22 protein-coding genes are annotated in these 26892 nt (G+C 62.5%); 9 read left to right on the top strand and 13 right to left on the bottom strand.

Annotation, left to right across the window (positions count from 1 at the left end; all coding sequences use genetic code 11):
* Nucleotides 1-609, bottom strand: a complete 609-nt coding sequence (locus BN1120_RS16370) for a glutathione S-transferase family protein (protein ID WP_042017014.1) — start codon at nt 607-609, stop codon at nt 1-3.
* Nucleotides 610-729: 120 nt separating this feature from the next.
* Nucleotides 730-1185: a hypothetical protein gene (locus BN1120_RS20990; protein WP_080768071.1), complete on the bottom strand. Its 456-nt coding sequence runs from the start codon at nt 1183-1185 to the stop codon at nt 730-732.
* Nucleotides 1186-1385: 200 nt separating this feature from the next.
* On the opposite strand from BN1120_RS20990, the gene suhB reads away from it, so the two are divergent.
* The gene (gene suhB, locus BN1120_RS16360) at nt 1386-2189 is read left to right on the top strand and encodes an inositol-1-monophosphatase (protein WP_039038754.1); all 804 of its coding nucleotides are present in this window, start codon (nt 1386-1388) and stop codon (nt 2187-2189) included.
* A gap of 100 nt (nt 2190-2289) precedes the next feature.
* On the opposite strand, the gene BN1120_RS16355 is transcribed toward suhB, so the two are convergent.
* Nucleotides 2290-3165: a flagellar protein MotY gene (locus tag BN1120_RS16355; RefSeq protein ID WP_039038755.1), complete on the bottom strand. Its 876-nt coding sequence runs from the start codon at nt 3163-3165 to the stop codon at nt 2290-2292.
* A 68-nt stretch (nt 3166-3233) separates the two neighbouring features.
* Nucleotides 3234-5207, bottom strand: coding sequence for a methyl-accepting chemotaxis protein (locus tag BN1120_RS16350; protein ID WP_042017003.1), 1974 nt, complete (start codon nt 5205-5207; stop codon nt 3234-3236).
* Nucleotides 5208-5352: 145 nt separating this feature from the next.
* Between BN1120_RS16350 and rnt the strand changes: the two genes are divergently transcribed.
* Both rnt and BN1120_RS16340 read left to right on the top strand, forming a co-directional pair.
* A complete protein-coding gene (gene rnt / locus BN1120_RS16345; protein WP_010675098.1) occupies nt 5353-6015 on the top strand; it encodes a ribonuclease T in 663 nt (220 codons plus the stop codon).
* Nucleotides 6016-6241: 226 nt separating this feature from the next.
* A complete protein-coding gene (locus BN1120_RS16340; RefSeq protein WP_042017001.1) occupies nt 6242-7564 on the top strand; it encodes a Na+/H+ antiporter family protein in 1323 nt (440 codons plus the stop codon).
* Nucleotides 7565-7627: 63 nt separating this feature from the next.
* On the opposite strand, the gene BN1120_RS16335 is transcribed toward BN1120_RS16340, so the two are convergent.
* The 8 genes from BN1120_RS16335 to ydiJ form a co-directional block, all read right to left on the bottom strand.
* On the bottom strand, nt 7628-8821 hold the full coding sequence (locus tag BN1120_RS16335) for an MFS transporter (RefSeq protein WP_010675100.1): 1194 nt from the start codon (nt 8819-8821) through the stop codon (nt 7628-7630).
* 104 nt (nt 8822-8925) lie between these two features.
* Nucleotides 8926-9831, bottom strand: coding sequence for a LysR family transcriptional regulator (locus BN1120_RS16330; RefSeq protein WP_041214999.1), 906 nt, complete (start codon nt 9829-9831; stop codon nt 8926-8928).
* A 208-nt stretch (nt 9832-10039) separates the two neighbouring features.
* Nucleotides 10040-11956 carry a putative bifunctional diguanylate cyclase/phosphodiesterase gene (locus tag BN1120_RS16325; protein WP_042016999.1) on the bottom strand — a complete coding sequence of 639 codons (1917 nt, stop codon included), beginning with the start codon at nt 11954-11956 and terminating at the stop codon, nt 10040-10042.
* Between the two features lies 1 nt (nt 11957).
* Nucleotides 11958-12440, bottom strand: coding sequence for a putative pterin-binding protein (locus BN1120_RS16320; protein ID WP_039038761.1), 483 nt, complete (start codon nt 12438-12440; stop codon nt 11958-11960).
* Between the two features lie 331 nt (nt 12441-12771).
* Nucleotides 12772-14670, bottom strand: a complete 1899-nt coding sequence (locus BN1120_RS16315) for a DEAD/DEAH box helicase (RefSeq protein WP_029314717.1) — start codon at nt 14668-14670, stop codon at nt 12772-12774.
* Nucleotides 14671-14850: 180 nt separating this feature from the next.
* A complete protein-coding gene (locus BN1120_RS16310; protein WP_039038762.1) occupies nt 14851-15312 on the bottom strand; it encodes a hotdog fold thioesterase in 462 nt (153 codons plus the stop codon).
* A gap of 126 nt (nt 15313-15438) precedes the next feature.
* Nucleotides 15439-15927, bottom strand: coding sequence for a hypothetical protein (locus tag BN1120_RS16305; protein ID WP_042016994.1), 489 nt, complete (start codon nt 15925-15927; stop codon nt 15439-15441).
* A complete protein-coding gene (gene ydiJ, locus BN1120_RS16300; protein WP_042016991.1) occupies nt 15927-18983 on the bottom strand; it encodes a D-2-hydroxyglutarate dehydrogenase YdiJ in 3057 nt (1018 codons plus the stop codon). Before ydiJ ends, BN1120_RS16305 begins: the two co-directional genes overlap by 1 nt.
* Nucleotides 18984-19152: 169 nt before the next feature.
* On the opposite strand from ydiJ, the gene BN1120_RS16295 reads away from it, so the two are divergent.
* The 4 genes from BN1120_RS16295 to BN1120_RS16280 all read left to right on the top strand — a co-directional run bounded on the left by BN1120_RS16295 (nt 19153) and on the right by BN1120_RS16280 (nt 24323).
* Nucleotides 19153-20079, top strand: a complete 927-nt coding sequence (locus tag BN1120_RS16295; protein ID WP_041214996.1) for a cation diffusion facilitator family transporter — start codon at nt 19153-19155, stop codon at nt 20077-20079.
* A gap of 291 nt (nt 20080-20370) precedes the next feature.
* Entirely contained in the window at nt 20371-21912 is a 1542-nt protein-coding gene (locus tag BN1120_RS16290) for a TerC family protein (protein WP_042016989.1), read from the top strand.
* 175 nt (nt 21913-22087) lie between these two features.
* Nucleotides 22088-23197 carry an alkene reductase gene (locus BN1120_RS16285; protein ID WP_042016986.1) on the top strand — a complete coding sequence of 370 codons (1110 nt, stop codon included), beginning with the start codon at nt 22088-22090 and terminating at the stop codon, nt 23195-23197.
* Between the two features lie 139 nt (nt 23198-23336).
* Entirely contained in the window at nt 23337-24323 is a 987-nt protein-coding gene (locus tag BN1120_RS16280) for a zinc-binding dehydrogenase (protein ID WP_042016985.1), read from the top strand.
* A 78-nt stretch (nt 24324-24401) separates the two neighbouring features.
* On the opposite strand, the gene BN1120_RS16275 is transcribed toward BN1120_RS16280, so the two are convergent.
* A complete protein-coding gene (locus BN1120_RS16275; protein WP_042016982.1) occupies nt 24402-25421 on the bottom strand; it encodes an adenosine deaminase in 1020 nt (339 codons plus the stop codon).
* Nucleotides 25422-25622: 201 nt separating this feature from the next.
* On the opposite strand from BN1120_RS16275, the gene BN1120_RS16270 reads away from it, so the two are divergent.
* Together BN1120_RS16270 and BN1120_RS16265 are read left to right on the top strand one after the other, a co-directional pair.
* Nucleotides 25623-26372 carry an HAD-IIA family hydrolase gene (locus tag BN1120_RS16270; RefSeq protein WP_010675115.1) on the top strand — a complete coding sequence of 250 codons (750 nt, stop codon included), beginning with the start codon at nt 25623-25625 and terminating at the stop codon, nt 26370-26372.
* A 141-nt stretch (nt 26373-26513) separates the two neighbouring features.
* Complete coding sequence (locus BN1120_RS16265) at nt 26514-26882, top strand: cupin domain-containing protein (RefSeq protein ID WP_041213049.1); 369 nt, start codon at nt 26514-26516, stop codon at nt 26880-26882.
* Nucleotides 26883-26892: the final 10 nt, after the last annotated feature.

Genomic DNA, 26892 nt, shown 5'->3' with positions numbered 1-26892 from the left:
TCAGGCCTGGGCGCTGGACCGGGCACTCACCCGGTCATGCCAGTCCTGCAAATGGGGCTGTTCGGGGGTGATGCGCAGGCCGACCACCTTGCCAAAATCAATGGTACAGAGGGCAAGAATGTCAGCGATGGTGAAGCGTTCCCCCGCAATATAGGGCACCTCGGCAAGACGGGCATCAAGCTTGTCAAACCAGGTCTGAGCCTGTTGCTTGCACTCCTCCCCCCATTCGGGGAAGACCCGCTCCCGGTCTTTGTAAAAACCGGTGATATGACGAAACGCCATACCGGTCGGCAGCCAGAGGTTGAACTCGATGAAGCGACTCCACATCTCTATGGTGGCGCGCTCCAGCGCGGTGCTGCCAAACAGGTTCGGTTCGGGATGAAGCTCTTCAAAATAGCGGCAGATGGCCAGGGTTTCACTCAGACAGGTTCCGTCATCGAGTTCCAGTACAGGAATGCGCCCGGCCGGGTTCTTGGTCAAAAAGGCGGGCACCAGGTTTTCCCCCGCCCCCAGATCGACCTGCTGATAGTCCATCTCGATCCCCTTCTCCGCCAGAAACATTCTGACCCGACGGGCATTGGGGGCTCGTCTCAGCTCATAAACCTTCATGTCACCTCCGTCGACGAACACACGGTGAGCTGCTGCACAGGCCATAGCAAAGCGGCACAATGTCGGTCAGTTATGACAAATATTGTGCCGCTTGAACAGCCCGCATCGAGGGGGAGATGATTAGCTGCTCAGTACCCCTGGTTGGCGCTGGCGCAGCAAAATAAGACGGGAAAGCAGCGGGAAATAGGATTCAAACTTGCTTTGCAGCACCAGGCTGCAGGCAGGATCCGCCAGTTCGGCCTCATCCAGCAGAATACCGTTGGAGACGAAATAAAAATGCGGATCCCGAACATCCGGCCCCTGTGGAGCATGTTCATACTGTCGATGCACCAACAGGGGAAGCACCGGCAATCCCAGTGTACTGCCTCCTGCTGGCCAGAGCGGAACAGGCCAAGCAGCGCCCTCTTCTTCCAGCAGCAGTATCGCCGCTTCGTCCTTCGACGGTTGCCACTGCTGGGGCTGCGCCACCCGGACCTCGGTGACATAATCGCTCTCTTCGCTGGCGGCACGCAGTGCGGCCAACACACCCAGAGTCGTCCGCGACGACGGTTTCTGACTGACTAATGACAGATTCATGGCTCATATCCCTATGCTCACCACAGCCTGTTATCCGGCTGTCGCGATAAGACTAGTTGATTACAGGTCTTTATTGGAGCCGTCAGATCTGTCAGTCACCACCCTGACCGAATGAGGGCATAGCAGTTGCTATTCCCGAATATCTTGGTAAGATGTCGCGTCCTTTTATCCCCCGTTCTTTAACATCCAGTGGTGAACCTATGCATCCGATGCTGAATATCGCCGTGCGCGCTGCGCGCAACGCCGGTCAAGTAGTAGTAAAAGCCTTTTCTCAACCCGAGAACATCGAGGTTATCCAGAAAGGCAGCAATGACTTCGTGACCAACGTTGACCGTGACGCCGAAGCGGCCATCATTCACACCATCAAAAAATCTTACCCGGAACACAGTATCGTTGCTGAAGAGTCTGGTGAGATTGCCGGTACCAATCCGGACTACCAATGGATCATCGACCCACTGGATGGCACGACCAACCTGGTCAAGGGCATTCCGCACTTTGCCGTTTCCATCGCTCTGCGCGTCAAGGGCAAGACCGAACAAGCCGTTGTCTACGATCCCATCCGTGACGAGCTGTTCACTGCCACCCGTGGCAGCGGCGCCCAGCTGAACGGCTACCGTATTCGTGTCGGCAAGGCCAAAGAGCTCTCCGGCACTATCCTGGCCACCGGGTTCCCGTTCAAGCAGAAGCACCACATCGAACCCTACCTGAAGATGTTCCAGAGCATGTTCATCGAGTGTGCCGATATCCGCCGTGCTGGCTCCGCCGCGCTGGATCTCGCCTATGTGGCCGCTGGCCGCGTCGACGGTTTCTGGGAAATCGGCCTGAAACCCTGGGACACCGCCGCCGGTGAGCTGCTGGCCAAAGAAGCCGGCGCCATCGTCACCGACTTCGTCGGTGGTCACAACTACGAAAACTCCGGCAACATCGTGGTAGCCAACCCCCGCGTGCTGAAAGAGATGCTCGGCAAGATCCGTGAAAACCTGCCGGAATCCCTGGCCAAGTAATCCCGGATACCCGTGAAAAAAATGCCAGTCGGTTCGCCGACTGGCATTTTTTATTCCTGACTACAGCGAAAATCCCGCCCCTCTCGATGACTCATCGGGATCAGATAGTGCCGTTGCGTCCCATGTTGATCACCACCCGGCGGTTCTTGGCTCGGCCAGCTTCCGTTTCGTTGGAGGCCACGTGCTGTTTCTCACCGTGCCCTTCCACCGAGATCTTGCCCTCCTCGATGCCGAGATCCACAAACACCTGCTTGATGGCATCCGCCCGCTTCTCGGAGAGCTTCTGGTTTGGCCAGCGGCCGCCATAGCTGTCGCTGTAGGCGTCGATCACCACCACATCGATGCTCTTGTCTGCCTTCACATAGTCACCGATCATCGCCAGCCGCCGCTTGGAGGCCGGTGACAACTGATCGCTGTTCTTGTCATAGGAGAGCACGCTGAAGGCGATGTCGTTGAAGCTGTAGGGCAGCAAGCCACTCAGGCAGTCCATGAACGCCTGGTACTTCACCCTGAAATTGACCGACGAGAGCGATACCCGCACCGGCCTGTCCTGACGATACCAGTCGCGATACTGGAAAGTCGGCATACGCCCTCCTTCCAGCTCGTCCAGCATGGTCCAGGCGGTCTGCCCCGCCACCAGGCCGTCAAACTGCTGATAGAACTGCAACTGGCTGATCTGTCGCCCGGCCACCCCGGGACGCCAGCTGGGGGGCATGATCCCGAGGCTCACTGTCTGGGTACGCGCCTGGGGTCGCTGCCCCTTGAGCTCGAAATCCAGATTGATCTTGCGCCCGGCCCGGCTGACAAAGGCCCCGGTTCCCCAGCGGGGAATAGGATGCTCCAACCTGCACTCCACCTGGGTATCAGAGGTCAGACGCCAGACGGATTGATCCAGACCGGCGCCAAATTCGGTCACGCCCGCCTGCAGCTGCATACTCACTGATATGCTGATCAACCCCAACACCCAAGCATTCAACGGCTTGTCCTCCACACTATCTCGAATTATCTATCGGCAGCGGCAGGACAAGCTTTAGGTCAAAACGCTCAGTGGGGGGAAGAAGGGGCCATCAGCTTGAAGCTGGCGATGCGTCCCGCCAGATCCCGGGCCAGGGCATCCAGTTCGGCACTGTGTTGTTGCAGGGTATGGGAGTGCTGGCGATGGGTCTCATACACGTCACGGATAGTCATCACGTTTTGCTGGATGTCGTCGGTCACATAACGCTGCTCCTCGGTGGCGGTGGCCACCTGGGCCGTCATGTCGCTCACCTTGCGCACCTCGTTGACGATGTCGGTCAGCTCGCTCCCCGCCCGCTTGGCCTCCGTCACGCTAAGGCCGGCCTGTTCGGTGCCCGTGTGCATGGCAGCCACCGCCTCGTTAGCCCCCTGGCGCAAGCGGCCCAGCATCCGCTCTATGTCGTCCGCCGCCTGCTGGGTACGGGAGGCAAGCGCTCTCACCTCGTCGGCCACCACAGCAAAGCCGCGCCCGGATTCACCGGCACGGGCCGCCTCGATGGCGGCATTGAGGGCCAGCAGGTTGGTTCTGTCCGAGATCTGCTTGATGAGGTTGAGCGCTTCGCCCACCGACTCGGTATCCTGATGCAGGCTGTCCACAAGTTGCTGGGTATCACTCAGGGTACCCGCCACCTGCTGGATGGTGTGGATGGTCTGATCCACCTCCTTGTCACCCTGCTTCGCCCGGCCGATGGCCTGCTGAGTCGCCTGGGAGGTCTGGGTTGCGTTGCGGGCAATCTCCGCGACAGTCGATGCCATCTCGGTGGCGGAAGTCGCCACCAGATCCACCTGCCCGCATCCCCTGACTACGCCGGCATTCACCTCGGCAATGACCTCGGCCGAGCTGGCGGCGCTGCGTATCAGCACGTCACAGGAGTGGCGCACAGCCAGCAGCAAACTCTCCAGGTGCCCGAGGAAATGGTTCAGATCCCGCGCCAGGGCCCCCAGCTCATCCCCGGATCGCCAGTCGACCCGCACGGTCAGGTCGTTCTCCTGCACCAGGCGCTTGAAGGTCTGGTGCAGGGCCATGAAGCCCAGATGCAGATCCCGCACCACCCGCCAGCAGACGAAGGTGGTCAGGACGATGCACAGCAACACGCCAGCCGCCCCCCACCAGAAGTCACTGGCACTCCCGACCCGCATCTGTTCCACCCGCTCGAAGAGCTGCTGATAGAGGCTGTCTTCTATCTCCTTGAGCAGGCCTATCTTGTCGGTACTCAAGGCAAACCAGGCCTCCGCATCGACGCCAAAACCGCCGCTTGCCGCCTTGTCCAGGGCCAGTTTCTCCATGGCGGCCACCTTGGCCACCACGGGTGAGGCGAGGCTGTCGTTCAGCAACTGACGCTGTGCTGGACTCGCCACCGCCTGGAAACGTTCGAGATAGGTGTTCTGGGCCGCCAGCAGGGAGATGAACTGCTGCAACAGCGCAGGCGTGAAGCTGTCACGGCCAAAGACGTTGCTGAGCGTCGCCCGCTCCAGCCCCGCACGCTCCTTGCTCTGCAGGAAGGCGGCGTAGGCATTGGTCTGCAGGGCGATGGTGGCATCCATGCTGTCGACGCTTATCTTGTCCACTACCGCCAGCAAGGCGGTCACGAGGCGGGTATAGAAGCCGACCTGTTCCGCCACCTCGACCCCCAGGGCGCTGACCCGCTCACGCATGGCAGTGAGTCCGGCCACTCCCTGCTGCACCTCGGTCAGCGCCAGCAAGGCAGGATCCTGATGAAAACGCTGCAACAGACTGTCCACCACCTTGCGCTGGGCAGGCAGCGCATCGCGAAACTTGTTGCCGCCAGAGCCGAGGAAGCCGGCCGACATGCCGCGCTCCCGTTGCAGCTCATGGGCCAGCTGCGCCGCCTCCTTCACCACCGCCAGCGCGACCAGGGCGCCGCTCATCTCCTGTTCGACCCGATAACGTTCATAGACGTACCGGCCGGAGAAAAACAGCAGGGCCAACAGCGGCAGACAGACCACCAACATCATCTTGTGTGCCAATCCCAGCTTCTTCATCGTCCTCTCCCTCCATGGTTGACGTCGCCCATTATAAGCACAGGTGTTTCAAAATGGTCCTCTTGCCGTCCCATGGCGGCAGATAAGGGACAAGGGCCCGCTTTTTTGCCATAATGCCGCCTCCTTTCACGCCGACCGAGATACCATGACCGACGCCGTTCACACCCTCAAGGGCCGTTTTCGCGGCTTTTACCCCGTCGTCATCGATGTTGAAACCGCCGGATTCAATGCCAAGACCGATGCCCTGCTGGAAATAGCCGCCCACACCCTCAAGATGGATGAGCAGGGCTGGCTCGTCCCTGACCAGATCTTCCATTTTCATGTCCAGCCCTTTGAGGGCGCCAATCTGGAGAAAGCGGCGCTGGAGTTCACCGGCATCGACCCCTTCAACCCGCTGCGGGGCGCGGTGGACGAGAAGGAAGCACTCACCGAGATCTTCAAGGGGGTGCGCAAGGGCATGAAGGAGCAGGATTGTGGTCGCGCCATCATAGTGGCCCACAACGCCACCTTCGACCACGGCTTCGTGATGGCCGCCGCCGAGCGGGCCGGCCTCAAGCGCAATCCGTTCCACCCCTTCGCCACCTTCGACACCGCCGCCCTCTCGGGTCTTGCCCTGGGGCAGACGGTGCTGGCCAAGGCCTGTCAGAGCGCCAATATTCCCTTTGACAACAAAGAGGCCCACTCGGCCCTCTACGACACCGAGCGCACCACAGAGCTCTTCTGCCACATCGTCAATCGCTGGAAGAGCCTGGGAGGCTGGCCTCTGGCCAACCCGGATGAAACGACGGACACCGAAGACGAGGGCTGAACACTCCCAGCCCCTGCCCAGACAGGCTGCCCATGGCAGCCTGTCTGCATGAGGGGACCTGTCTGGGCAAGGAAGAAGGGCCATTTTCCCGGTTCCCGTTCACCGCCAGCAGAAGATGCGTCCCTTGGCCGGGATCTGCCGATTTTTTTCTCGACATTTAGCCTGTTTTTCGCAAACTAGCTGGCTTTCACACGACTGACAGCAACACAATCCATAAGGAAATCAAATGAATCCTGTTGTTATCGCGGTGGCGCTGATGCTGGTGCTCAGCCTGCTGCGGATCAATGTGGTGGTCTCCCTCGCCATCGGTGCCATCGTGGGTGGCCTGCTCGGTGGACTCTCCCTCGAGCAGACCCTCAGCACCTTCACCGGCGGCCTGGGCGGCGGTGCAGAAATCGCCCTCTCCTACGCCATGCTGGGGGCTTTCGCGGTAGCCATCTCCCGCTCCGGCATCACCGATCTGCTGGCCCGCAAGGTCATCAACCAGCTCGGCAAGGATGCCAGCAGCACCCGCATTCTCTGGGTCAAGAGCCTGCTGCTCACCTCGGTGCTCGCGGTCTCCATCTCCTCCCAGAACCTGATCCCGGTGCACATCGCCTTCATTCCCATCCTGATCCCGCCGCTGCTGCATGTCATGGCCCAGATGCAGATAGACCGCCGTCAGGTGGCCTGCGTCATCACCTTCGGCCTGACCGCAACCTACATGCTGCTGCCGGTGGGCTTTGGCGGCATCTTCCTGAACAACATCCTGGCCAAGAATCTCGTCGACAACGGCGTACCGGTGGAATTCAGCCAACTGCCCCTGGCGATGGCCATCCCGGTATTCGGCATGTTCCTCGGCCTGCTCATCGCCGTCTTCTTCAGCTACCGCAAGCCGCGTCAGTATGATCTGGAGAAGATCCTGGCCGCCGAACCCGAGACGGTCGAGCTCAATCTCAACCACATCTGGGTCGCCCTGCTGGCCATCGCCGTGGCACTCGGCCTGCAACTGATGACCAACAGCATCGTGCTGGGGGCACTCGCAGGCTTCATCATCTTCACCTGCGGCGGCGTCATCAAATGCCGCGAGAGCCAGGATGCCTTCACCCAGGGTGTGCGCATGATGTCCCTCATCGGCTTCATCATGATCTCGGCCGCAGGCTTCGCCGCCGTCATGAAGGAGACCCACGGGGTGGAGAGTCTGGTGCAGTCCGTCTCCACCATGATGGCCGGTCACAAGGGACTGGCGGCCTTCCTGATGCTGCTGGTGGGCCTGCTCATCACCATGGGGATCGGCTCCTCCTTCTCCACCGTGCCCATCATCGCCACCATCTATGTGCCCCTGTGCATCCACCTCGGCTTCTCGCCCATGGCGACCATCGCCCTGGTGGGCACCGCGGGCGCGCTGGGGGACGCGGGCTCCCCCGCCTCCGACTCGACGCTCGGCCCCACATCGGGCCTCAATGCCGACGGTCAGCACGACCACATCTGGGACAGCGTGGTGCCAACCTTCATCCACTACAACATCCCCCTAGTGATCTTCGGCTGGATTGCCGCCATGGTGCTCTGAGACCATCCCGAGCAGACAGACAAAAGGCGACCCCGAGGTCGCCTTTCTTGTCTTGCACATGCCTCAGATGGCCGGTTGCAGCCCCCGCCTGCCGGCCAGGGCGCAGAGACAGGCCACCAGGGCCAACCCCATGCCGGCTGCTCCCACCCCGAGCCAGTGTCCCTGTTGCCAGACCAGCATCCCCAGGCTGGAGCCGAGGGTTCCCCCCAGGAACATGCCGGTCATGAAGAGGGTATTGATGCGCCCCCTGGCCTCAGGTCTCAGACCATAGATGCGCTGCTGATGGGCGATGAGTGCGCTCTGCACGCCGAGATCCAGCAAGATGACCCCGCACGCCAGCCCGGCCAGAGAGAGCCACAGCTCGAAGCAGATCCAGGCAAGCACCACCAGCACGGCACCGGCCAATACCACTGGTCTGGCCCCCAACCGATCCGCCATCCGGCCTGCCAGAGGGGCCGCAACCACCCCAGCCACCCCGATGACCCCGAACAGACCCGCCATGTCGGCCCCCAACCCATAGGCAGGTTCGGCCAGGTAGAACGCCAGCACGGTCCAGAAGGCGCTGAAGGAGGCAAACAGCAAGGCCTGGGTCAGGGTCGCGCGGCGTAGGGCGGGCTCCTCGCGCCACAGACCGACCAGAGAGTGAAGCAGACGGCCATAACCGAGGGGAGAGCGCGGCAATCCGGACGGTATCATCCTGGCCATCAGCAGAGCCCCCGACAGGGCCAGGGGAATGGCCAGCCAGAACATGGCGCGCCAACTGCCATAAGCGGTGACCAGGCCAGCGACGGTGCGGCTGAGCAGTATTCCGGCCAGCAGGCCGCTCATCACGCTGCCGACCACGGCACCCCGGCGGGCGGGATCTGCCAGGGTCGCCGCCACCGGAACTATCTGCTGGGCCGCCGTGGCCCCGATGCCGAGCAGGACGGAGGCCAGCATCAAGGTGGTGGCACTCGTGGCCGTGGCCGCCAGCAGGGAAGCCAGCGCGATCAGTGCAAACTGCCCCGGAATGAGCCAGCGGCGCTCGACTACATCGCCAAGCGGCACCAGCAAAAGCAGACCCATGGCATAGCCGAGCTGGGTCAGCATGGCGATCAATGGCATGCCCGAGTGCCCGGGAAAGTCCTGCGCCATCACCGCCAGCATGGGCTGGTTGTAGTAGATGTTGGCAACTGCCAGGCCGCATGACAGGGCCATGGCGAAGAGCAGGGAGGGGCCGGGGGTTGCGGCCCCTCCGGCAGAAGGCGATGTACTCATGATCTTCTCCTCGTGGTAGAAGGGCTCCCGCCAGGATACGGGCCCCATGCGCACAGCCTACCCGGGGAACGTCGCCACCAGTAGAGCGGTGGAGACCATAACAGTTATTCCGCTGGTGCATGCCCCACCCCGGGCAGGCCGGTCACGAATGCCAGAAAGGCGCTCGCCTTGGCACCAGGCTGGCGACCTGCCGGGAGCAGGGTCCAGAGCTCCTGCATGGGCAGTTGCCACTCGGGCAGCACCGCCACCACCTCGCCGCGGGCAAGCTCGGGGGCAAACATCCACTCCGAGGCGATACCAAGCCCCAGTCCTGCCAATACGGCGGCGCGCATGCCTTCGGCCGCCGAGACCATCAGCCTGCCTTCTCCGGAAACCACCTTCTCTTCGACGCCGCGGCGAAATCGCCACTGCTGCCCCACTCCGGGCCGTGGACTGTAAAGCACCAGATCATGCTGTTGCAGAGCCTGAGGGGTCTCAGGCTCTCCTTTGGCGGCCAGATAGGCCGGCGTCGCCAGCACCCGCATGTCGCTTCGGGCGAGGCAGCGGGCGACCAGCGACGAGTCGGCCTGTTTGCCGATCCGCAGAGCCACCTCGATGCCCGCCGAAATGAGATCCACATTGCCGTCATCCAGCAGGATCTCCAGATCCAGTCCCGGGTGAGCCGCCAGAAAACCGGCAAGATGGGGAATGATATGCAGGCGGGCGAAAGTGACGGGAGCGCTCACCCGCAGACGCCCGCTCAGGCCCGCCCGGCATTGCTGCACCATGGCATCGGCCTCGTTGACCTGGGCCAGGATCTCTCTCGCCCGCAGATAGTAGGCCTCTCCGGCCTCGGTGGGCGCCAGCCCCCGGGTCGAACGCAGCAACAGGCGGCTGCCAAGGTGCGCCTCAAGCTGGGCAATCAATCTGGAAACCGTGGGTTGCCCCATCCCCAGTCGGCGGGCCACCGCCGAAAACGAGCCGGTCTCCACCGCCAGCACGAACACCTCCATCACCCCCAAGCGATCCATCTTTGGCTCCTCTGCCCTGTGGCACTGTTCGTGGCACAAGGTAGCACCGGGCCTGTCCTCTCGCACCCTCGTTCTGGCAGGAGGCACAAGAAAACCGCGTCATGAGCGCTCCTGCCATGGGAGAAAGGTGTCGGGATGAAATATCAACCAGGAACGATCGAACAGAGGGACTCGAAGACAAGGCTACAGGAGCTCGATTGCCCCAAGGCTAGCCCAGTGCCACTTCCTGAATGGCGGCGCTGTGGGCGAAATAGCGGTGACAGAACTGCATGAACTCCGGCAGCGGCAAGGGACGCGAGTAGAAATAACCCTGGATCTCATCCACCCCTATGGTGAGCACCGCCTTGAGCTCATCGCTGTTTTCCACCCCTTCCGCCACGACGCGCACCCCCAACTGATGAGAGAGGGTGGTGATGGTTTCGACGAAGAGCGCCTGCCGGGTGTCACTGTCGATCGCGGTGATAAAGGATCTGTCTATCTTGAGCTTGTCGAAATAGAGTTCACGCAGGTAAGAGAACGAGGACCAGCCGGTTCCGAAGTCATCGAGGGCCACCCGTACCCCTATCTGGCGCAGGGAGTGGATGATCTGCTTGCTCAGGGCGATGTCATCGAGGGCGATGGTTTCGGTCAGCTCCACTATCAACTGGTGCAGTCCCAACGGACCGTCACTCATCTTCTCTTCAATCTCCCTGGCCAACCCCATGTTGAACATGGAGTTGGAGAGGTTGATGGAGATCTCGAGCGGTGCTAGCACCTCCTTCGGGAAGCCGGACAGATCGAGCTGCATGCGCCGGATGATCCAGCCCCCCAGCGCCTCACCCAACCCGTTCTCTTCTGCCAGCGAGATGATGTCGAGGGGGGCAATAAAGCCATATTCCGGATGATGCCAGCGTATCAGCGCCTCCGCCCCCAGCCTCACCACACTCTGGCCGCGCACGATGGGCTGATAGTAAAGGGCCAGTTGCGGGCATTGCGGGCAGTGGATAAGCTCCCGCAGCTCGGTCGACAGCCGGCGTTTGCGCTGATAGTGCTGATACATGCTGCTGGAGAAGAGCACATTGCGATTCAGCCGCTTGCGCTTGGCGCTGTCGAGGGCGATATCGGCAAACAACAGCATCTCTTCCGGTGAATGATCCGGTTTCACGTACTGGCTGGTGCCCATGAAGACCCGGACCCGGTGCGCCGGATCGGCAGCAAACACCAGATCCGCCAGCTCGCTGCGCAGTTGCTCCAGAAACGGGAAGCGCAGATAGGTGGGCATGGTGCCGGTGATGATGAGGGTGAACTCGTCACTGCCGGTACGGGCAGCGAAGATCCCCTGGCCAGAGGCGGCCTTGATCCGCGCCGCAAGCCGTTTGAGCAAGGCGTCCCCCACTTCGTAACCCAGACTGTCATTGACCTCCCTGAAATGCCCCAGATCCATGAGACAGACGGTGATGCTGCTGCGCCGACCGGGATGGCTGGTCCACTGTTGGAGGTGCTTGATGAGCGCCGCCCGGTTGGGGAGACGGGTGAGAGGGTCGTTCCACGCCAGAAAATGCTGGCGACGCACTTCGCGAAACAGCACCATCAACATCACCATGGTCGCCAGCATCAGAAATCCCAGGATGAAGAAGTTCTGGGTTTTCGACTCGTTGAGCAGCTCGCGCTGGGCGATGGCAGAAGGCCCGGTGAAGTTTTTCACCATCACGTCCCGCACCCCGCGCATCTCGTCATCGAGCGCGGCCGTGAACATCTTGAGTGCAGGGGAATTCGGCTCCCCTTGCACCACATCCTGCTCATAGCGTTCGAAGAGAGCGAGGATCTTGCCGACCGCCTTGTCCGCACCGAATCGGGCCCTGACCGACTTTGCCTCCTCCCCGTGCAGGAAGACATCGAGCCGGTTCCAGGCAATGTCAAAGCGCTTGTTCATCTCCTCCCGGCTGGCGGCACCGGCACGATAGAGCTGCAAGCCCTCCTCGAAGGCGTGGATCTCCAGCTCGAGCTGGGCCAGTGCCCAGGCGGAGAGCTGGGTGTAGCGCGTCACCGCATTGAACGCGCGGTCATAGTTCCAGACCGACCAGAGGGTCACCCCCAAAAAGGTGGTCACCATCAGGATCAGGCTCAAGAACTTGCCGCGCAGCATCTTATTTGCTCTCCAGCGCCGTCAGCTGCCACACCATCCGGCTGTGATAGAGCTCCTTGTTGAGTTCGGGATGGTCGGTGAGGGGATAAATGACCCAGAGCGGCCCCTTGTTGCGCAGAGTCAGAGCCTTGCCATCCTGTTTCTCGGCCACCAGCACCGGGTACTTCTCCCCGTCTTCCAGCGGCAGTGCGGCCCAGTATTCATTGACCGCGAGGGCCTTGACCTCCTGGCTCTTGAGACCGTAGATCCTGACCAGGTCCCGCAGCAACACCCCGCGATAGAGGTGCTCCCCCTCGGTCCAGGGCGTCCCTGTCTTAACCTCCGTCTGCGGCAAGGCCTCAAACTCGGCACGGGTCAGCACCACCTCCCCCTTGCCATTGCAGCACCCCGCCCCCGCAATTCTGAAGAAGGGCTCCTCCGCCAACACCATACCCGACACGAGCCATCCAGATATCAGCAACACCTTGCCAAGCCACTTGCCCATCACGCACCTCCCTGTCATACGGTTTATTTATTCATCTCACTCTGCTGACTCATATGCAAACAACAGAATGCACCTTCAGACCAAAGTCGCAGTCGTTTGCAACCAGCAACTATCTCTGCGCCTTCCAAAAGTACCCAATCGCTTCCCAAAGAATGACACCAGGCGCCACCCCCAGGCAAATGGATTGCACCATTTTTCATTTCACTGGCTCCTCATCAAACCGGGTGCCCGCCACGGCCGGAAAAAGGTGACAATCTTTGCTACGCATCTGAAAAACAGACACAAAAAAGGCCGCTCCATGGAGCGGCCTTCTCATCAGTGCAGTCAGGGTTTAGCTGTCGCGGCGCTTGTTGCCACCGAATTTGCGACCCTTGTCGAAACCGCCTTCACGGCGATCCTTGTTGAAGGGACGGTCACCCTGGGGACGGCGATCCTTGTTGAAAGGACGGTCGCCACGGAACGGACGATCACCACGGGGCGGACGGGGAGCAGTGTTGCCACCGGCCGGCACTTCGGTGTAACGGGTGATCTGCAGCGGACGCTGGCAGACACGGGCCTTCTTGATCACTTCCAGCACCTCGGCGCTCATGCCCTTGGGCAGATCGACGGTGGAGAAGTCATCGGCGATGTCGATGTTGCCGATGAAGCGGCTCTCGATGTTCGCTTCGTTGGCGATGGCACCCACGATCTGGCCCGGCTTGACGCCGTGATGGGCGCCCACGTCGACACGGTAACGCTCCATCTCCACGTCCGGGTTGTCTTTCAGCGGACGCGGCTCCAGGGACGGCATGCGACGGGCCGGACGATCGCCACGGTCACCGAAGTCACGACCGCCACGGTCGTTGAACTCACGACGCTCGAAGCCACCGCGGTCGTTGCCAGCATTGAACACCGGATCCGGGATGGAGTCATCCAGCAGCAGCGGTTGGTCACCCTGTACCAGCTTGGCCAGTGCGGCAGCCAGCTCCAGCGGATCGGCAGAGTCTTCTTCGATCAGCTCGTTCACCAGGTTGTGGTAGATCTCGAGCTCTTCGCCCATCATGGTTTCGCGGATGCGCTCCTTGAACTTGGCCAGACGGTGCTGGTTGATGTCCTCGGTGCTCGGCATCTTCATCGGCTCGATGGCTTGACGAGTGGCGTGCTCGATGGCACGCAGCATGCGACGCTCGCGCGGCGCCACGAACAGGATGGCTTCACCCTTGCGACCGGCACGGCCGGTACGGCCGATACGGTGAACGTAGGATTCGGTGTCGTAGGGAATGTCGTAGTTCACCACGTGGGTGATGCGCTCAACGTCCAGACCGCGGGCGACCACGTCGGTGGCGATCAGAATGTCCAGCTGGCCCTGACGCAGCTTGTCAACGGTACGCTCACGCAGCTTCTGCGGGATGTCACCGTGCAGCGCTTCACAGGCGTGACCACGGGCAGCCAGCTTGCCTGCCAGCTCTTCGGCGGCGTTCTTGGTACGCACGAACACCAGCAGGGCTTCGTAGGATTCCACTTCCAGCAGACGGGTCATGGCGTCCAGCTTGTGCAGACCGGTCACCTGCCAGTAACGCTGACGAATGGTGGTGGCGGTCGCGGTCTTGGAGGCGATCTTGATCTCTTTGGGCTGCTTCAGGTGCTTCTGGGCAACACGACGGATCTGCTCCGGCATGGTGGCAGAGAACAGGGCAACCTGACGACCGGCCGGGCACTGATCCATGATCCAGTCCACGTCGTCGATGAAGCCCATGCGCAGCATTTCGTCCGCTTCATCCAGCACCAGGGCTTTCAGACCGGAGAGGTCCAGGTTCTTGCGACGGATCAGGTCCATCACGCGGCCCGGGGTACCCACGACAACCTGGGCACCGCGGCGCAGAGCGCGGGTCTGGGTTTCGTAGGAAGCGCCGCCGTAGATGGGCAGCACGTGGAAATCGGGCATGTGGTGGGCATAGCGTTGGCACGCCTCAGCCACCTGCAGGGCCAGCTCGCGGGTCGGGGCCAGCACCAGGATCTGGGTGTTGCGGTTACCAGCTTCCAGACGAGACAACAGAGGCAAGGCAAAAGCAGCGGTCTTCCCTGTACCGGTTTGTGCCTGCCCCAGCAGATCGTGTCCCGCCATCAGGTGGGGAATTGCTGCGGCCTGGATGGGAGACGGGCGCTCATAGCCCACGTCCTGCAGCGCTTTCAATACAGGCGCGGCCAGTCCAAGCTCACTAAAAAGGGGCAGTTGTTCGGTATCAGACATAGATTCTTCCAGATTAAGGCAGGCGGCTAACACCGCGGAATAGCAAAAAGGCGGCGATTATAGCGCCACTTTGTTCTGCTGTCTTGAAAAATGTGATAGGTGTCTCAAGACGTTGGCAATTATAGAGGGATCTCGCGACTATGGCTTGCTTATTTTTCACTCATGATGCGTTATTGCGGATCACGCTTCGCCAGAGTCCTTGTCCCGCTTGTGCTTGAGCACTGCCATGGTCAATCGGCTGGTGCACAATAAACGACCACGTTCATCGCGAATCTCGATCTGCCACACCTGAGTCGTTGCCCCCAGATGCAGCGGCGCGCAGCGCCCCGTCACCACCCCTTCCCGCTTGGCCCGTAGGTGATTGGCATTGACCTCCAGCCCCACGCAATAACTCTCCTCCCCCACCGCCATGTTGGCCGCAAGCGATCCCAGCGTTTCCGCCAGCACCACGGAGGCGCCGCCGTGCAGCATGCCGAGCGGTTGATGGGTGCGGTGATCCACCGGCATGGTGGCCTCCAGCCAGTCGGGGCCAAAGGCGGTGTAGACGATGTCGAGGTGGGCCATCAGGGTGTTGCGGGAGCTGGCATTGAGCCCCTCCAGGCTCATGGGTTTGCGCCAGATGGGGCTGCTTTCTTGACTCATGGTGAGCGGACTCCTTGCGTGATCAACGGGTTATCGCTGCGCTGTAGCGGCAAACCAGCAGTGTCGGCGAAAAAGGCGCAAAAAAAAAGATGCCCACGCCGGGGCATCTTGCATCGAGATTGACCCTCACCAGGGATAGGTCACCCCTGGCCACTCGGCCCAGGTGCCGTCCCGCCCCGGCAGACGCGGCTCGGACCAGCGCCATACCTTGCCGAGCCAGGTGCGCAGTTCGGCTTCGAGTTCGCTGTCAGTGAGCGGCGCCTCGGCCACCTTCCAGAAGAAGAGCTCCACCTGCACCTCCGGCAGCACCGACGGATAGAGGTAAACCCCGCCCCAGAAGCGGGGCTCCCTGTCCGGGCTCCAGAGGCCATAGGCAAAGGAGCGCTTGGCCAGAAACTCGGAGTGCTGCCACTCCAAGTCGGCCTCGTGCTGACTCAGGCTGAAATGGGCGGAGGGCCACACATCGTCCGGGCGAAACAGCTGATGGAGCTGCTCCCGCTCGCGCAGGATGGCGACAAACTCCACCACGGCCTGGGACGGCGTGGTGGGGAGCAACAGAAAATGCGGGTGCCGATAGGCCTTCGGCACCCGGAATCCCTTGGGAAAGTGGAGCATCAGAGCAGTTCCAGCAGGGCCTGCAGCGGGTGCTTGAGCTTCTCCCCCTCCATCCGCTTGACCTGGCTGCGGCACGAATAACCGGTGGCCAGGCAGCGAGCCTTGGGCAGGCGTTCAAGAGGTTCGGCCCAGCTCAGACCGTAGATCCCCTTGGAGTTCTCCACCTGTTTGGCGTCGTGACCATAGGTGCCCGCCATGCCGCAGCAACCCACCGACACCGGCTGCAAACGCGCACCGAAGCGGCCGAACAGGGTGCTCCAGTCACCGTGGGTGGTGGGCTTGGCGGTCTTCTCGGTGCAGTGGGCAAACAGATACCAGGGGTCGGCGGCAGCCTCTTCCCGCAGCGGCAGCGCCTCGTCAGGCAGGGAGAGCAGCCACTCCTGGGGCAGCAGCACCTGGAAATCACCGCGGGCGGGGCCGAGCGCCTTCACGTACTCATCTCGATAGCAGAGCACCAGAGAGGGGTCCACCCCCACCATGGGGATGCCGAGGGCCGCCACCTTGTTGAGGAACTGGGCGCTGCTGGCTGCGGTGCGGGCGAAGGCGCGCAGGAATCCCTTCACGTGCTGGGGCTTGCCGTTGGGTTTGAACGGCAACAGGTAGGGCTGATAGCCCAGCTTGCTGGCCAGCTTCACCAGGTCACGCACCACGGGGGCGTCGTAGTAGCTGGTGAAGGGATCCTGCACGATGAGCACCACTTTTTGGCGCTGCTCGGGGCTCATGGCCTCCAGGCCCGGCAGATCGAAATAGCGGGCGCGGTGATCCCGCAGCTCCTCGGCCAGAGTCGGCACGGAGAGCAGCGGCACATCCACCATGCCGATGCTCTTCTCGGTCGCCTTCTGGGCCCACTCTTTTTCGAGGAAGAAGTTGACCAGCTTGGGGGCCTTGGCCAGCAGGGGCGCATAGCTCTCTACCGTGCCCACGAAATAATCCTTGGGGCCGCGCAGATATCGGCTGTGATAGAGCTGCATGAAGCGGGCGCGGAAGGTGGGCACATCCACCTTGATGGGGCACTGGCTGGTGCATGCCTTGCACGCAAGGCACCCCTCCATCGCCTCCATCACCTCGTGGGAGAAGTCATACTCGCCCCGAGCGCGGGCCACCGTATTGCGGAACTTGTCGACAATTTGCTTGAAGCGCAAACCGCCGCTTTGCAGCGCCACCTCTTCGGCAAGGGGATCGAAGCCCTGCTCCGACAACTGGCGTAGCCATTCACGCATCAGGCCAGCCCGCCCCTTGGGGGAGTGACGGCGGTCGCGGCTGATCTTGACCGAGGGGCACATGGGGGAGTCGGTCTCGAAGGTGAAGCAGAGACCGTTGCCGTTGCAATCGAGGGCCCGGGTATAGCTCTCGCGCACGGCAATCGGGATCTGGCGGTCGAATTTGCCGCGCTTGGGCCCGTCCACCGAGACAAGCGAAGCGCCGCTGCCATAAGGCATGCAGATCTTGCCCGGGTTGATGCGGTTGGCCGGATCGAACGCCCCCTTGACCCGTTGCAGCTCCTCCCACAGCTCGCCGAAGAAGGCGGGGCTGTATTCGGAGCGAAAGCCCTTGCCGTGCTCCCCCCACATCAGGCCGCCGTATTTGGCGGTCAGCGCCACCACCTGATCCGAGATGCGCCGCAGCAGCACCTCCTGCTCGGGATCGCACAAGTCCAGCGCCGGGCGCACATGCAGCACCCCGGCATCGACGTGGCCGAACATGCCGTAGTCAAGGCCGTGAGCATCCAGCAGGGCGCGAAACTCCATGATGAAGTCCGCCAGGGATTCCGGCGGCACGGCGGTGTCTTCGGTGAAGGCCACCGGCTTCTTGCGCCCCTCGGCGTTGCCGAGCAGCCCCACCGACTTCTTGCGCATGCCATAGATGGTCTCGATGCTCGGCAGGTGGTCGCACACCTGATAGCCAATGACCCCGGCTTCACCACGCGCCAGCAGGCCGTCGATGCGCCGGCACAGCTCCGCCACCTTGGCCTTGTGTTCGGCCTCGTCAGTATCCGCAAACTCGACGATGTTGAGCCCCTGCAGATCCTTGCCCGGCACATCCTGGATGAGATCCTTCACCGAGTGCCAGATGATGTCGGCGCGGGCCAGTCCCAGCACCCGGGAGTCCACCGTCTCCACCGACAGCGCATGGGCCTGTACCATAAAGGGGGCGTTTCTGAGCGCGGAGGGGAAGCTGTCGTACTTGACGTTGACCAAGGTGCGGTAGCGCGGGATAGGGGTGATGTTGAGCCTAGCTTCGGTGATAAAACCCAAGGAACCTTCCGAACCGCACAGCACCCGGCTGACGTCCAGGGTGTCGCTCTCGGGCTGATAGAGGTGCTTGAGATCGTAACCGGTCAGAAAGCGGTTGAGCTTGGGGAAGGTGGCTTCGATGTCGGCGCGCCGCTCGCGGCCGATGCGATAGAGGGTGCGATAGATCTCCCCTTCACGGGTCTCGAGGGCCAGCTTGTCCGCCAGACGCTGACCGGTCACCGGCTCGGTGGCCATGATATCACCGTTTTCCAGCACGGCCTTGAGGCCGAGCACATGATCCGAGGTCTTGCCGTAGACGAGGGACCCCTGCCCCGAGGCATCGGTGTTGACCATGCCCCCTAAGGTGGCCCGGTTGGAAGTGGAGAGATCCGGCGAGAAGAAGTAGCCGTGGGGCTTCAAAAAGGCGTTGAGCTGGTCTTTGACCACTCCTGCCTGGGCCCGCACCCAGCCCTCTTCCAGATTAATTTCCATGATCTGGTTCATATGGCGCGAGAGATCGACGATAATGCCGCCGCCCAAGGATTGGCCATTGGTGCCGGTACCGCCGCCGCGAGGGAAGAAACTCAAGGTCGCGTACTCGGGCCCCTGGGCCAGCTTGAGCATCACCGCTATGTCATCCGCGCTGCGCGGATAGAGAACCGCCTGAGGTACGACCTGATAGACGCTGTTATCCGTCGCCATCGCCAACCGGCTTGCATAAGACTTTTCGATATCACCACGAAATGCTGATCGCGCCAGCAACTCAAGAAACTGCAGGGTTGTAGGTGACAAACTGTCCTGGTAATCGAGTCTCGGGATCATGAATCCTTGTTCCCATCCTTTGCTTGATGCCGGCATTCCGGCGACAACGACCGTTCGGACCTGCCTCTTTGCGGGTGTCCGAACCAGTCCGCTCACATGTGAGCGGGCAGTATATCAGCTAGAAAACCGCTTGCGCGCGCAATCTTCACCATTTGAAAGGAGGACTTTTATGGCTCACTACAGCCATGTTATCAGTACGCTTATTCGCACCGAAAAACAGGCGCTGACCCTGTCGCTGTTTGGTTGCATCACCTTTGCCATTTTCGGGATCGGCTATGGTCTGTTCGTCGGTTCCAACGCCATCATGCTGGACGGCATCTTCACCCTGTTCAGCATGGGCATGACGGGCCTTGGGCTCATCACCGCCTACCTGGTTACCCGCCCCTCCGACGCCCGTTTCCAATACGGCTACGCCCACTTCGAACCCATCGCCAACGTCATCAACGGCGCCATCATTCTGCTGCTCTGCCTCGGCGCCCTCTATGGCGGCATCACCTCCCTGCTGGCAGGAGGACGGGAGATCGATCTCGGCCACGCCCTCATCTATGCCGTCGTCTCCACCTTCTTCTGCGGCATCCTCTATCTCATCGAGGCCGACGTGGCCGAGCGGGTCAACTCCGAGCTGGTGCGGGTGGACTCCAAGGAGTGGCTGGTGGATACCCTGCTCAGCGCCACCCTGCTCATCGGCTTTCTGGTCGCCATCGGGCTCGATACCCTGGGTTACGGCCACTACAACCGCTACATAGACCCGGTGCTGGTCTCGCTGCTGGCCCTGTGTGCCACCCTCATCCCCATCAAGGTGCTCGGTCGCAACCTGCGGGAAGTGCTGAAAATCGCCCCCAAGGGGGATGTCTCCCGGCTGGTGGCCAGCGAAGTCGAGGCCCTGCGCCTGCGCCATGGGGTCGAGTGCTACAGCCACCTGGCAAAAAGCGGCCGCCGCTTCGATCTCGAGCTCAACATCCTGGTGGCCCCCGGCCAGGAGTGGCCCGTCGAACGCCAGGATGCCCTGCGCCAGGAGCTCTGGTCTCGCCTCGGCGACACCCTGGGAGACGCCTGGCTCTCGGTCTGCTTCACCCGCGAGAAACGCTGGTTGTAAGCCGCAAGGCGGGGCTTGCCTGGCAAGCCCCGCCTGTCCCTGTTGGGCGAGCGCCTCCCCCTGCGCGTCCAGACCCCCTTGCCAAATGGCGGCGAGTCGTTATCATCAGGGCTCACTTTTGACCCGAGGTTTTATTGCCCATCATGGACAATCCCCGAAGTAGCCCTTCGTCTTTTCCCATCAAAGCCTATCTGTACCTGCTCAACCAACGCCTCTGAAGCGATCGTCTCCGTCACCACGGCCACGCCGTGACCACGATTCACTGCATCTGTCTTCATTGAGGTCAATCACATGGAATTCTTGCTGGACCCGTCACTCTGGGTCGGTCTGCTTACCCTGATCATCCTGGAAATCGTTCTCGGGATAGACAACCTGGTCTTCATCGCCATCCTGGTGAAAAAACTGCCCCCCGCCCAGCGGGACAAGGCGCGCATCATCGGTCTCTCCCTGGCCCTGCTGATGCGCCTGGGACTGCTCACCATCATGTCATGGCTGGTCACCCTCACGGCGCCTCTGCTGCACATCTGGGATCACCCCTTCTCCGGTCGGGATCTCATCCTGATGGGAGGCGGACTCTTCCTGCTGTTCAAGGCCACCTCCGAGCTGCATGAGCGACTCGAGGCCAAGCCCGAGGAGCAAGGCGGCACCGGCGTCTATGCCGGGTTCGGGGTGGTGATCGCCCAGATCCTGGTGCTGGATGCGGTCTTCTCCCTGGACTCCATCATCACCGCCGTCGGCATGGTGGATCACCTCGGCGTCATGATGGCGGCCGTAACCATCGCCATGGTAGTGATGGTGCTCGCCTCCAAGCCCCTGACCCGCTTCGTCAACGCCCACCCCACTGTGGTGGTGCTCTGCCTGAGCTTCCTCTTGATGATCGGCTTCAGCCTGGTGGCGGAGGGCTTCGGCTTCCACATTCCGAAGGGCTACCTCTACGCGGCCATCGGCTTCTCGGTGCTCATCGAGTTCTTCAACCAGCTCGCCCAGCGCAGTGCCCTGCGCCATGAGGCGCGCCAGCCCCTGCGCGAGCGCACCACCGCCGCCATCTTCAAGCTGATGGGGGGGAACAAACGCTCAGCCCACCCGCAGGAGGACGAAGAAGAGGTGCAGGCTCAGCCCCTGCCCCCTGGTTTCGGTGAAGAGGAGCGTTACATGGTGAGCGGCGTGCTGTCGCTGGCCGAGCGTTCCATTCGCACCATCATGACCCCGCGCTCCGAGATGGAGTGGATCGACGTGAGCGACAGCGAGGACGAGATCCGCGCCCTGCTGCAACGGGCCCCCCACAGCCTGTTCCCGGTCTGTGACGGGGAGCTGGACGAGATCATCGGGGTGGTCAAGGCTCGGGATCTGCTGTTTGCCCTCAACGAGGGGCAATCCCTGGCAGCACTAGCCAGACAGAACGAGCCCGTCATCGTGCCCCAGACCATCAACGTGATCCGGCTGCTGGCGGAGCTGCGCCAGGCCAGGGGCAGCCTCATCCTGGTGGCGGACGAGTTTGGCGTCATCCAGGGGCTGGTCACCAACCACGATCTGCTGGAGGCCATCGTCGGAGAGCTGCCGGACGAGGACGAGACCCCCGATGTGGTGCGCGAGGGCGAGCATTGGCTCATCCACGGCACCACCAACATCCATCAGGTGGAGCAGGCCCTGAACTGCGACGGTCTGGTGAGCGAGAGCGACGAGTACGTGACCCTGGCGGGCATGCTGCTCTCCCACTTCGGCAGCCTGCCCGACGTCGGTCAGCAGTTGCACCTCGGCCAGTTCTGCTTCGAGGTCATGGCCGTGAGCGAGCGGCGCATCGAGCGAGTACGGGTCACCCCACTCTCCCCCTGATCATCGGTGGCAATGCAGCAAAAGAGGGCCTTTGGCCCTCTTTTTTCTGGCCCGAGCCCGGCCCCTCCCGCGCCATTGCTGCGATAGCGGCAATTCTCTTCTGCAATACCCCCTCTTTTTCACAATAACAATCCCCTCTAAAGTCACCTCACTCCCAAAGATTGAGGAATCCATCATGCACCACGATCCCCTGTTCTGCCCCCTTCGCCTCGGCCAGCTGCACCTTGCCAACCGCATCGTCATGCCCCCCATGACCCGCTCCCGCGCCAGCCAGCCCGGGGACGTGGCCAACGCCATGATGGCGACCTACTACGCCCAGCGTGCCGGGGCCGGCCTCATCATCAGCGAAGGCACCCAGATAGACCCCCTGGGCAAGGGCTACGCCTGGACGCCGGGCATCCACAGCGCCGAGCAGGTGGCAGGTTGGAAGCAGGTAACCGATGCCGTCCACGCCGAGGGGGGCATTATGTTCGCCCAGCTCTGGCACGTGGGCCGGGTCACCCATCCTGACAACATCGGCGGCGCCCAGCCCCTCTCCTCCTCCGCCATCCAGGCCAAGGGAGTGAAGGTATTCGTCGACAACGGCAGCGATGCCCCGGGGTTTGTGGAGACCGTCACCCCGCGCGCCATGACCCAGGCCGACATCGACGCCGTGGTGGGGCAGTTTCGCCAGGCCGCCCGCAACGCCATGGAAGCGGGCTTTGACGGCATCGAGTTGCACGCCGCCAACGGCTACCTCATCAACCAGTTCCTCGACTCCGAGTCCAATACCCGCACCGACAGCTATGGCGGTTCGCTCGAAAACCGGCTGCGTTTCCTCAAAGAGGTGACCGAAGCGGTCTGTGACGAGATCGGTCCCGACCGGGTCGGGGTACGCCTTGCGCCGCTCACCACCCTCAACGGCACCGTGGATGCCAACCCCCAGGAGACCTATCTGGCCGCCGCGCGCCTGCTGGGCAAGCTCGGCGTGGTCTATCTGCACGTCGCCGAAGCGGACTGGGACGACGCCCCCCTGATGGCGGAGAGCTTCAAGCAGGGGCTGCGCGACGCCTTCCCCAACACCCTCATCTACGCCGGCAAGTACGATGGGGAACGCGCCCGCGCCGCCATCGAGGCGGGCTGGGCCGACATGATTGGCTTCGGTCGCCCCTTCGTGGCCAACCCCGACTTGCCGAACCGCCTGCGCCACGGCCATCCGTTCGCCCCCCATGATCCCGCCACCCTGTTTGGCGGCGGCGAGAAAGGGCTGACCGATTACCCCGTCTATGGGGCAGAGCGGGCATAAGGCGGCTGGCGCCGAACCTCTTCCCGGGCGGACCCCACCAGCGTGGGGTCCGCCTTGTTGTCTTGCCAGTGCAACAACAACCCAAGACATTGTTACGCCATGTGATTCAATCTGCGCCCCTCTCTTTCAAGGAGTCACCATGAACCATACCCAGGCCTGGTGCTGGCACGCCCCCGGCGAACCGGACCAGCTCACCCTCACCCGGCAAGCGCTCCCCACCCCCGGCCCCGACGAGGTCCTCGTCGCCAACCGGATCATCGCCTTCAATCCGGTGGACTGGAAACTCATCGAACAGGGTCATCCCCACTGGCAGCCAGGCCATGTGCCCGGCGTCGATGGCATGGGCACCCTGGTGGCGCTGGGGGCCAATGTCACCCACCTGCGCCCCGGCACCCGGGTCGCCTATCACACCGACTTGCGCCACGGCGGCAGCTTTGCCCGCCACACCCTGGTGCCGGCTCGCGCCCTGATGCCGGTGCCCGATGCCCTGAGCGACGAGGCGGCCGCCGCGCTCCCCTGCCCCGGCCTCACCGCCTGGCAGGCGCTGGCCAAGCTGCCGCACCTGCACGGGGAGGCCCTGCTCATCTCGGGGGCTGGCAGCAGTGTCGGCCGCTTCGCGGTGCAACTTGCCCTCCAGAAGGGTGCCCGCGTCTTTGCCAGCGCCAGCCCGCGCCACCACCAGTGGCTCAAACAGCTAGGCGTGCAGGGGGTGGCGGACTATCGGGATCCCGACTGGCTGGCCCAGTTGCAGGCCGCCAACGGCGGTGAACCCTTCGAGGGGATCATCGATCTGGTCTCCAGCCAGCAGGCAGAAGCCTTGCTGCCTGCCCTTGGCTATTACGGCCACATGGTGACGGTGCTCGGGCGCATCGCGCGCAACCCGCTGCCCGCCTTTAGCCATTGCCACTCGTTGCACGAGATTGCCCTCGGCGCCCAGCACGCCTTTGGCTCGGATAAACAGTGGAGCCGTCTGGTAGCGGCCGGTGTCGCCATGATGGCGCAGATGGCGAGCGGCGAGCTGACCCTGCCGCCGCTGGTAGTGGGCGACTTCGACGCCCTGCCTGCCCTGCTCACCCGCGTCAAGCAGGAGGGACAAGGGGAGAAGTATCTGGTGAGGGTGGGTTGATACCCGCCCAACGATGGCACAAAGAGGCCCGCCAGCCATGGCGGGCCTCCTCCATTCAAGGTGTGCAAGGCGGCCTGCTCAGTGCAGGCTCACCCCGTGCAGGGCGGCATGGAGGCGAATGTCCCGGGTCAGGCGCACCTTGTCCGCAAGGCTCAGCCAGCTCGCCTCCACGGCATTGAGACTGAGTCGGCACAGCTGCTCCTGGCTGGCGCCAAGCCCGTCGGCCAGGGCCTGAAAGTTGGCCCCCAGGTATCCCCCGAAATAGGCAGGATCGTCGGAGTTGACGGTGACGCAGAGCCCCTGCTCCAGCAGCCTCAGCACATTGTGGTGGGCCATCTGGTCAAACACCCTGAGCCGCACGTTGGAGAGGGGGCAGACGGTGAGGGGCAGCCGTGTGTCAGCAAGATAGCTCAGCAGCGAGGGATCCTCGACGCAGCGCACCCCGTGATCGATGCGTTGCACCCCGAGCTCCCGGATCGCCTGCCAGATGTAGTCCGCAGGTCCCTCCTCGCCGGCATGGGCCACCACCGGCAGCCCCAGTTCCCTGGCCCGGGCAAAGACCCGGGCAAACTTGCTGGGCGGGTTGCCCCGCTCCCCCGAATCGAGGCCGACCCCGTGCAGGCGCGCCAGGTGCGGCGTGGCCTCTGCCAGGGTGGCGAATGCCGCCTCTTCACTCAGGTGGCGCAGGAAGCTCATGATAAGACGCCAGCTGATGCCAAAGGCTGCTTCCCCAGCCTGCAGCGCCCGCTCGATGCCCCCCAACACGTTGGCAAAAGGCACGCCGCGGGCGGTGTGGGTCTGGGGATCGAAGAAGATCTCCACGTGCACCACGTGATCGGCAACACAGCGCTCGAGATAGGCCCAGGTGAGGTCGAAGAAATCCTGTTCGTGGATGAGCACGCTGGCACCGAGGTAGTAGAGATCGAGGAAGGATTGCAGGCCGTCGAACTCATAGGCGGCGCGCAGGCTGCCAACATCGGGCCAGGGCAGCGCCACCCCGTTGCGCTGACCCAGGGCGAACATCAGCTCGGGTTCGAGGGTCCCCTCGATATGCAGGTGCAGTTCCAGCTTGGGCAAGCCCGCAATAAAGTGCTCCATGATGACGGCTCCATCGTCAGACTCCGTGCGGACACCACCGGGGCGGCGCCCTCCCTTCGCCTTCATTGTGCACCCATCTGGCCCGCCGGAGGAGACTTGTCATCAAAGGGCCTTATAATGGCGGCACAAAAACCATAACCCATTGAAGAGACGAACAGAGGGATGCCCTGTCCCCGCTCTTGCGCCCTACAAGGAGAATTCATGAAGAAAAACGTCATCTGTGACATTGACGGCGTCATCCTGCACAACAACGATCTCATTCCCGGCGCCGACCGCTTCGTCCACCGCCTGCTGGAGCAGGGCAGCAAGCTCCTGTTCCTCACCAACTACCCGGCCCAGACCCAGAAAGATCTGCAAAACCGCTTCCGCTCCGCCGGAATAGAGGTGCCCGAGGAGTGCTTCTACACCTCCGCCATGGGCACCGCCGACTTTCTCAAGCGCCAGGATGGCAAGAAGGCCTATGTGATTGGCGAAGGGGCCCTGACCCACGAGCTCTACAAGGCCGGCTTCACCATCACCGATATCGACCCGGACTTCGTGGTGGTGGGGGAGACCCGCAACTACAACTGGACCATGATGCAGCAGGGCGCCAAGTTCGTGGATCAGGGGGCCCGCTTCATCGCCACCAACCCCGACACCCACGGCCCCCTGATGTACCCGGCCTGCGGCGCCCTGTGTGCCCCCATCGAGCGGATGACCGGCAAGAAGCCCTTCTATGTCGGCAAGCCGAGCGCCTGGATCATTCGCGCGGCCCTCAACCGGATGGAGGCCCACTCCGACGACACCATCATCATCGGCGACAACCTGCGCACCGACATCCTGGCAGGCTTCCAGGCCGGTCTCGAGACGGTGCTGGTGCTCTCCGGGGTGAGCAAGGTGGCGGACATCGACCGCATGCCGTTTCGACCGAACCACATCTTCGACTCCGTGGTGGACATCGACATCGTCTGATCCCGGGTGCCGCCCTTCCGGTAGCCTTCAGCCTGCACGGGCCCCCTTGGCAAAGGGGGCCCGTTTCGTTTAACGTAAGCGCAATATCGTTAAACAAACTAAACGGGAGCAGGATGCTCCTTCGCCACTCAAGGACGCACCATGAAGAGCCTGAACGACTGGATCCTGCTGGACAAGCACACTGTCTCCCCCACCCCGCTGATGCCCGCCCCCGAGCGCATCAGGGCCGGAACGCCGAGCCAGACGGCATGGAACCACTACTCCGACCCGAGCCAGCAGTTTCACGTCGGCTTCTGGGCTTGCGAGCCGGGCTGCTGGGCCGTTCACTATACCGAACACGAATACTGCCAGATGCTGGAAGGGGAGGCGGTGATCCACGACGAGCAGGGCGGCCGGCTGCACCTCAAACCGGGGGATCAGTTCGTCATTCCCGCCGGTTTTGTCGGGCAGTGGGAAACCCTCACCCCTTGCCGCAAGCTCTATGTGATCTTCGAACCCGCCGCGACTTGACGCGCACGTC

The organism is Aeromonas caviae, assembly GCF_000819785.1.
GTDB classification, from domain to species: Bacteria; Pseudomonadota; Gammaproteobacteria; order Enterobacterales; family Aeromonadaceae; genus Aeromonas; species Aeromonas caviae.
This window is presented reverse-complemented; position numbering and strand designations above follow the sequence as displayed.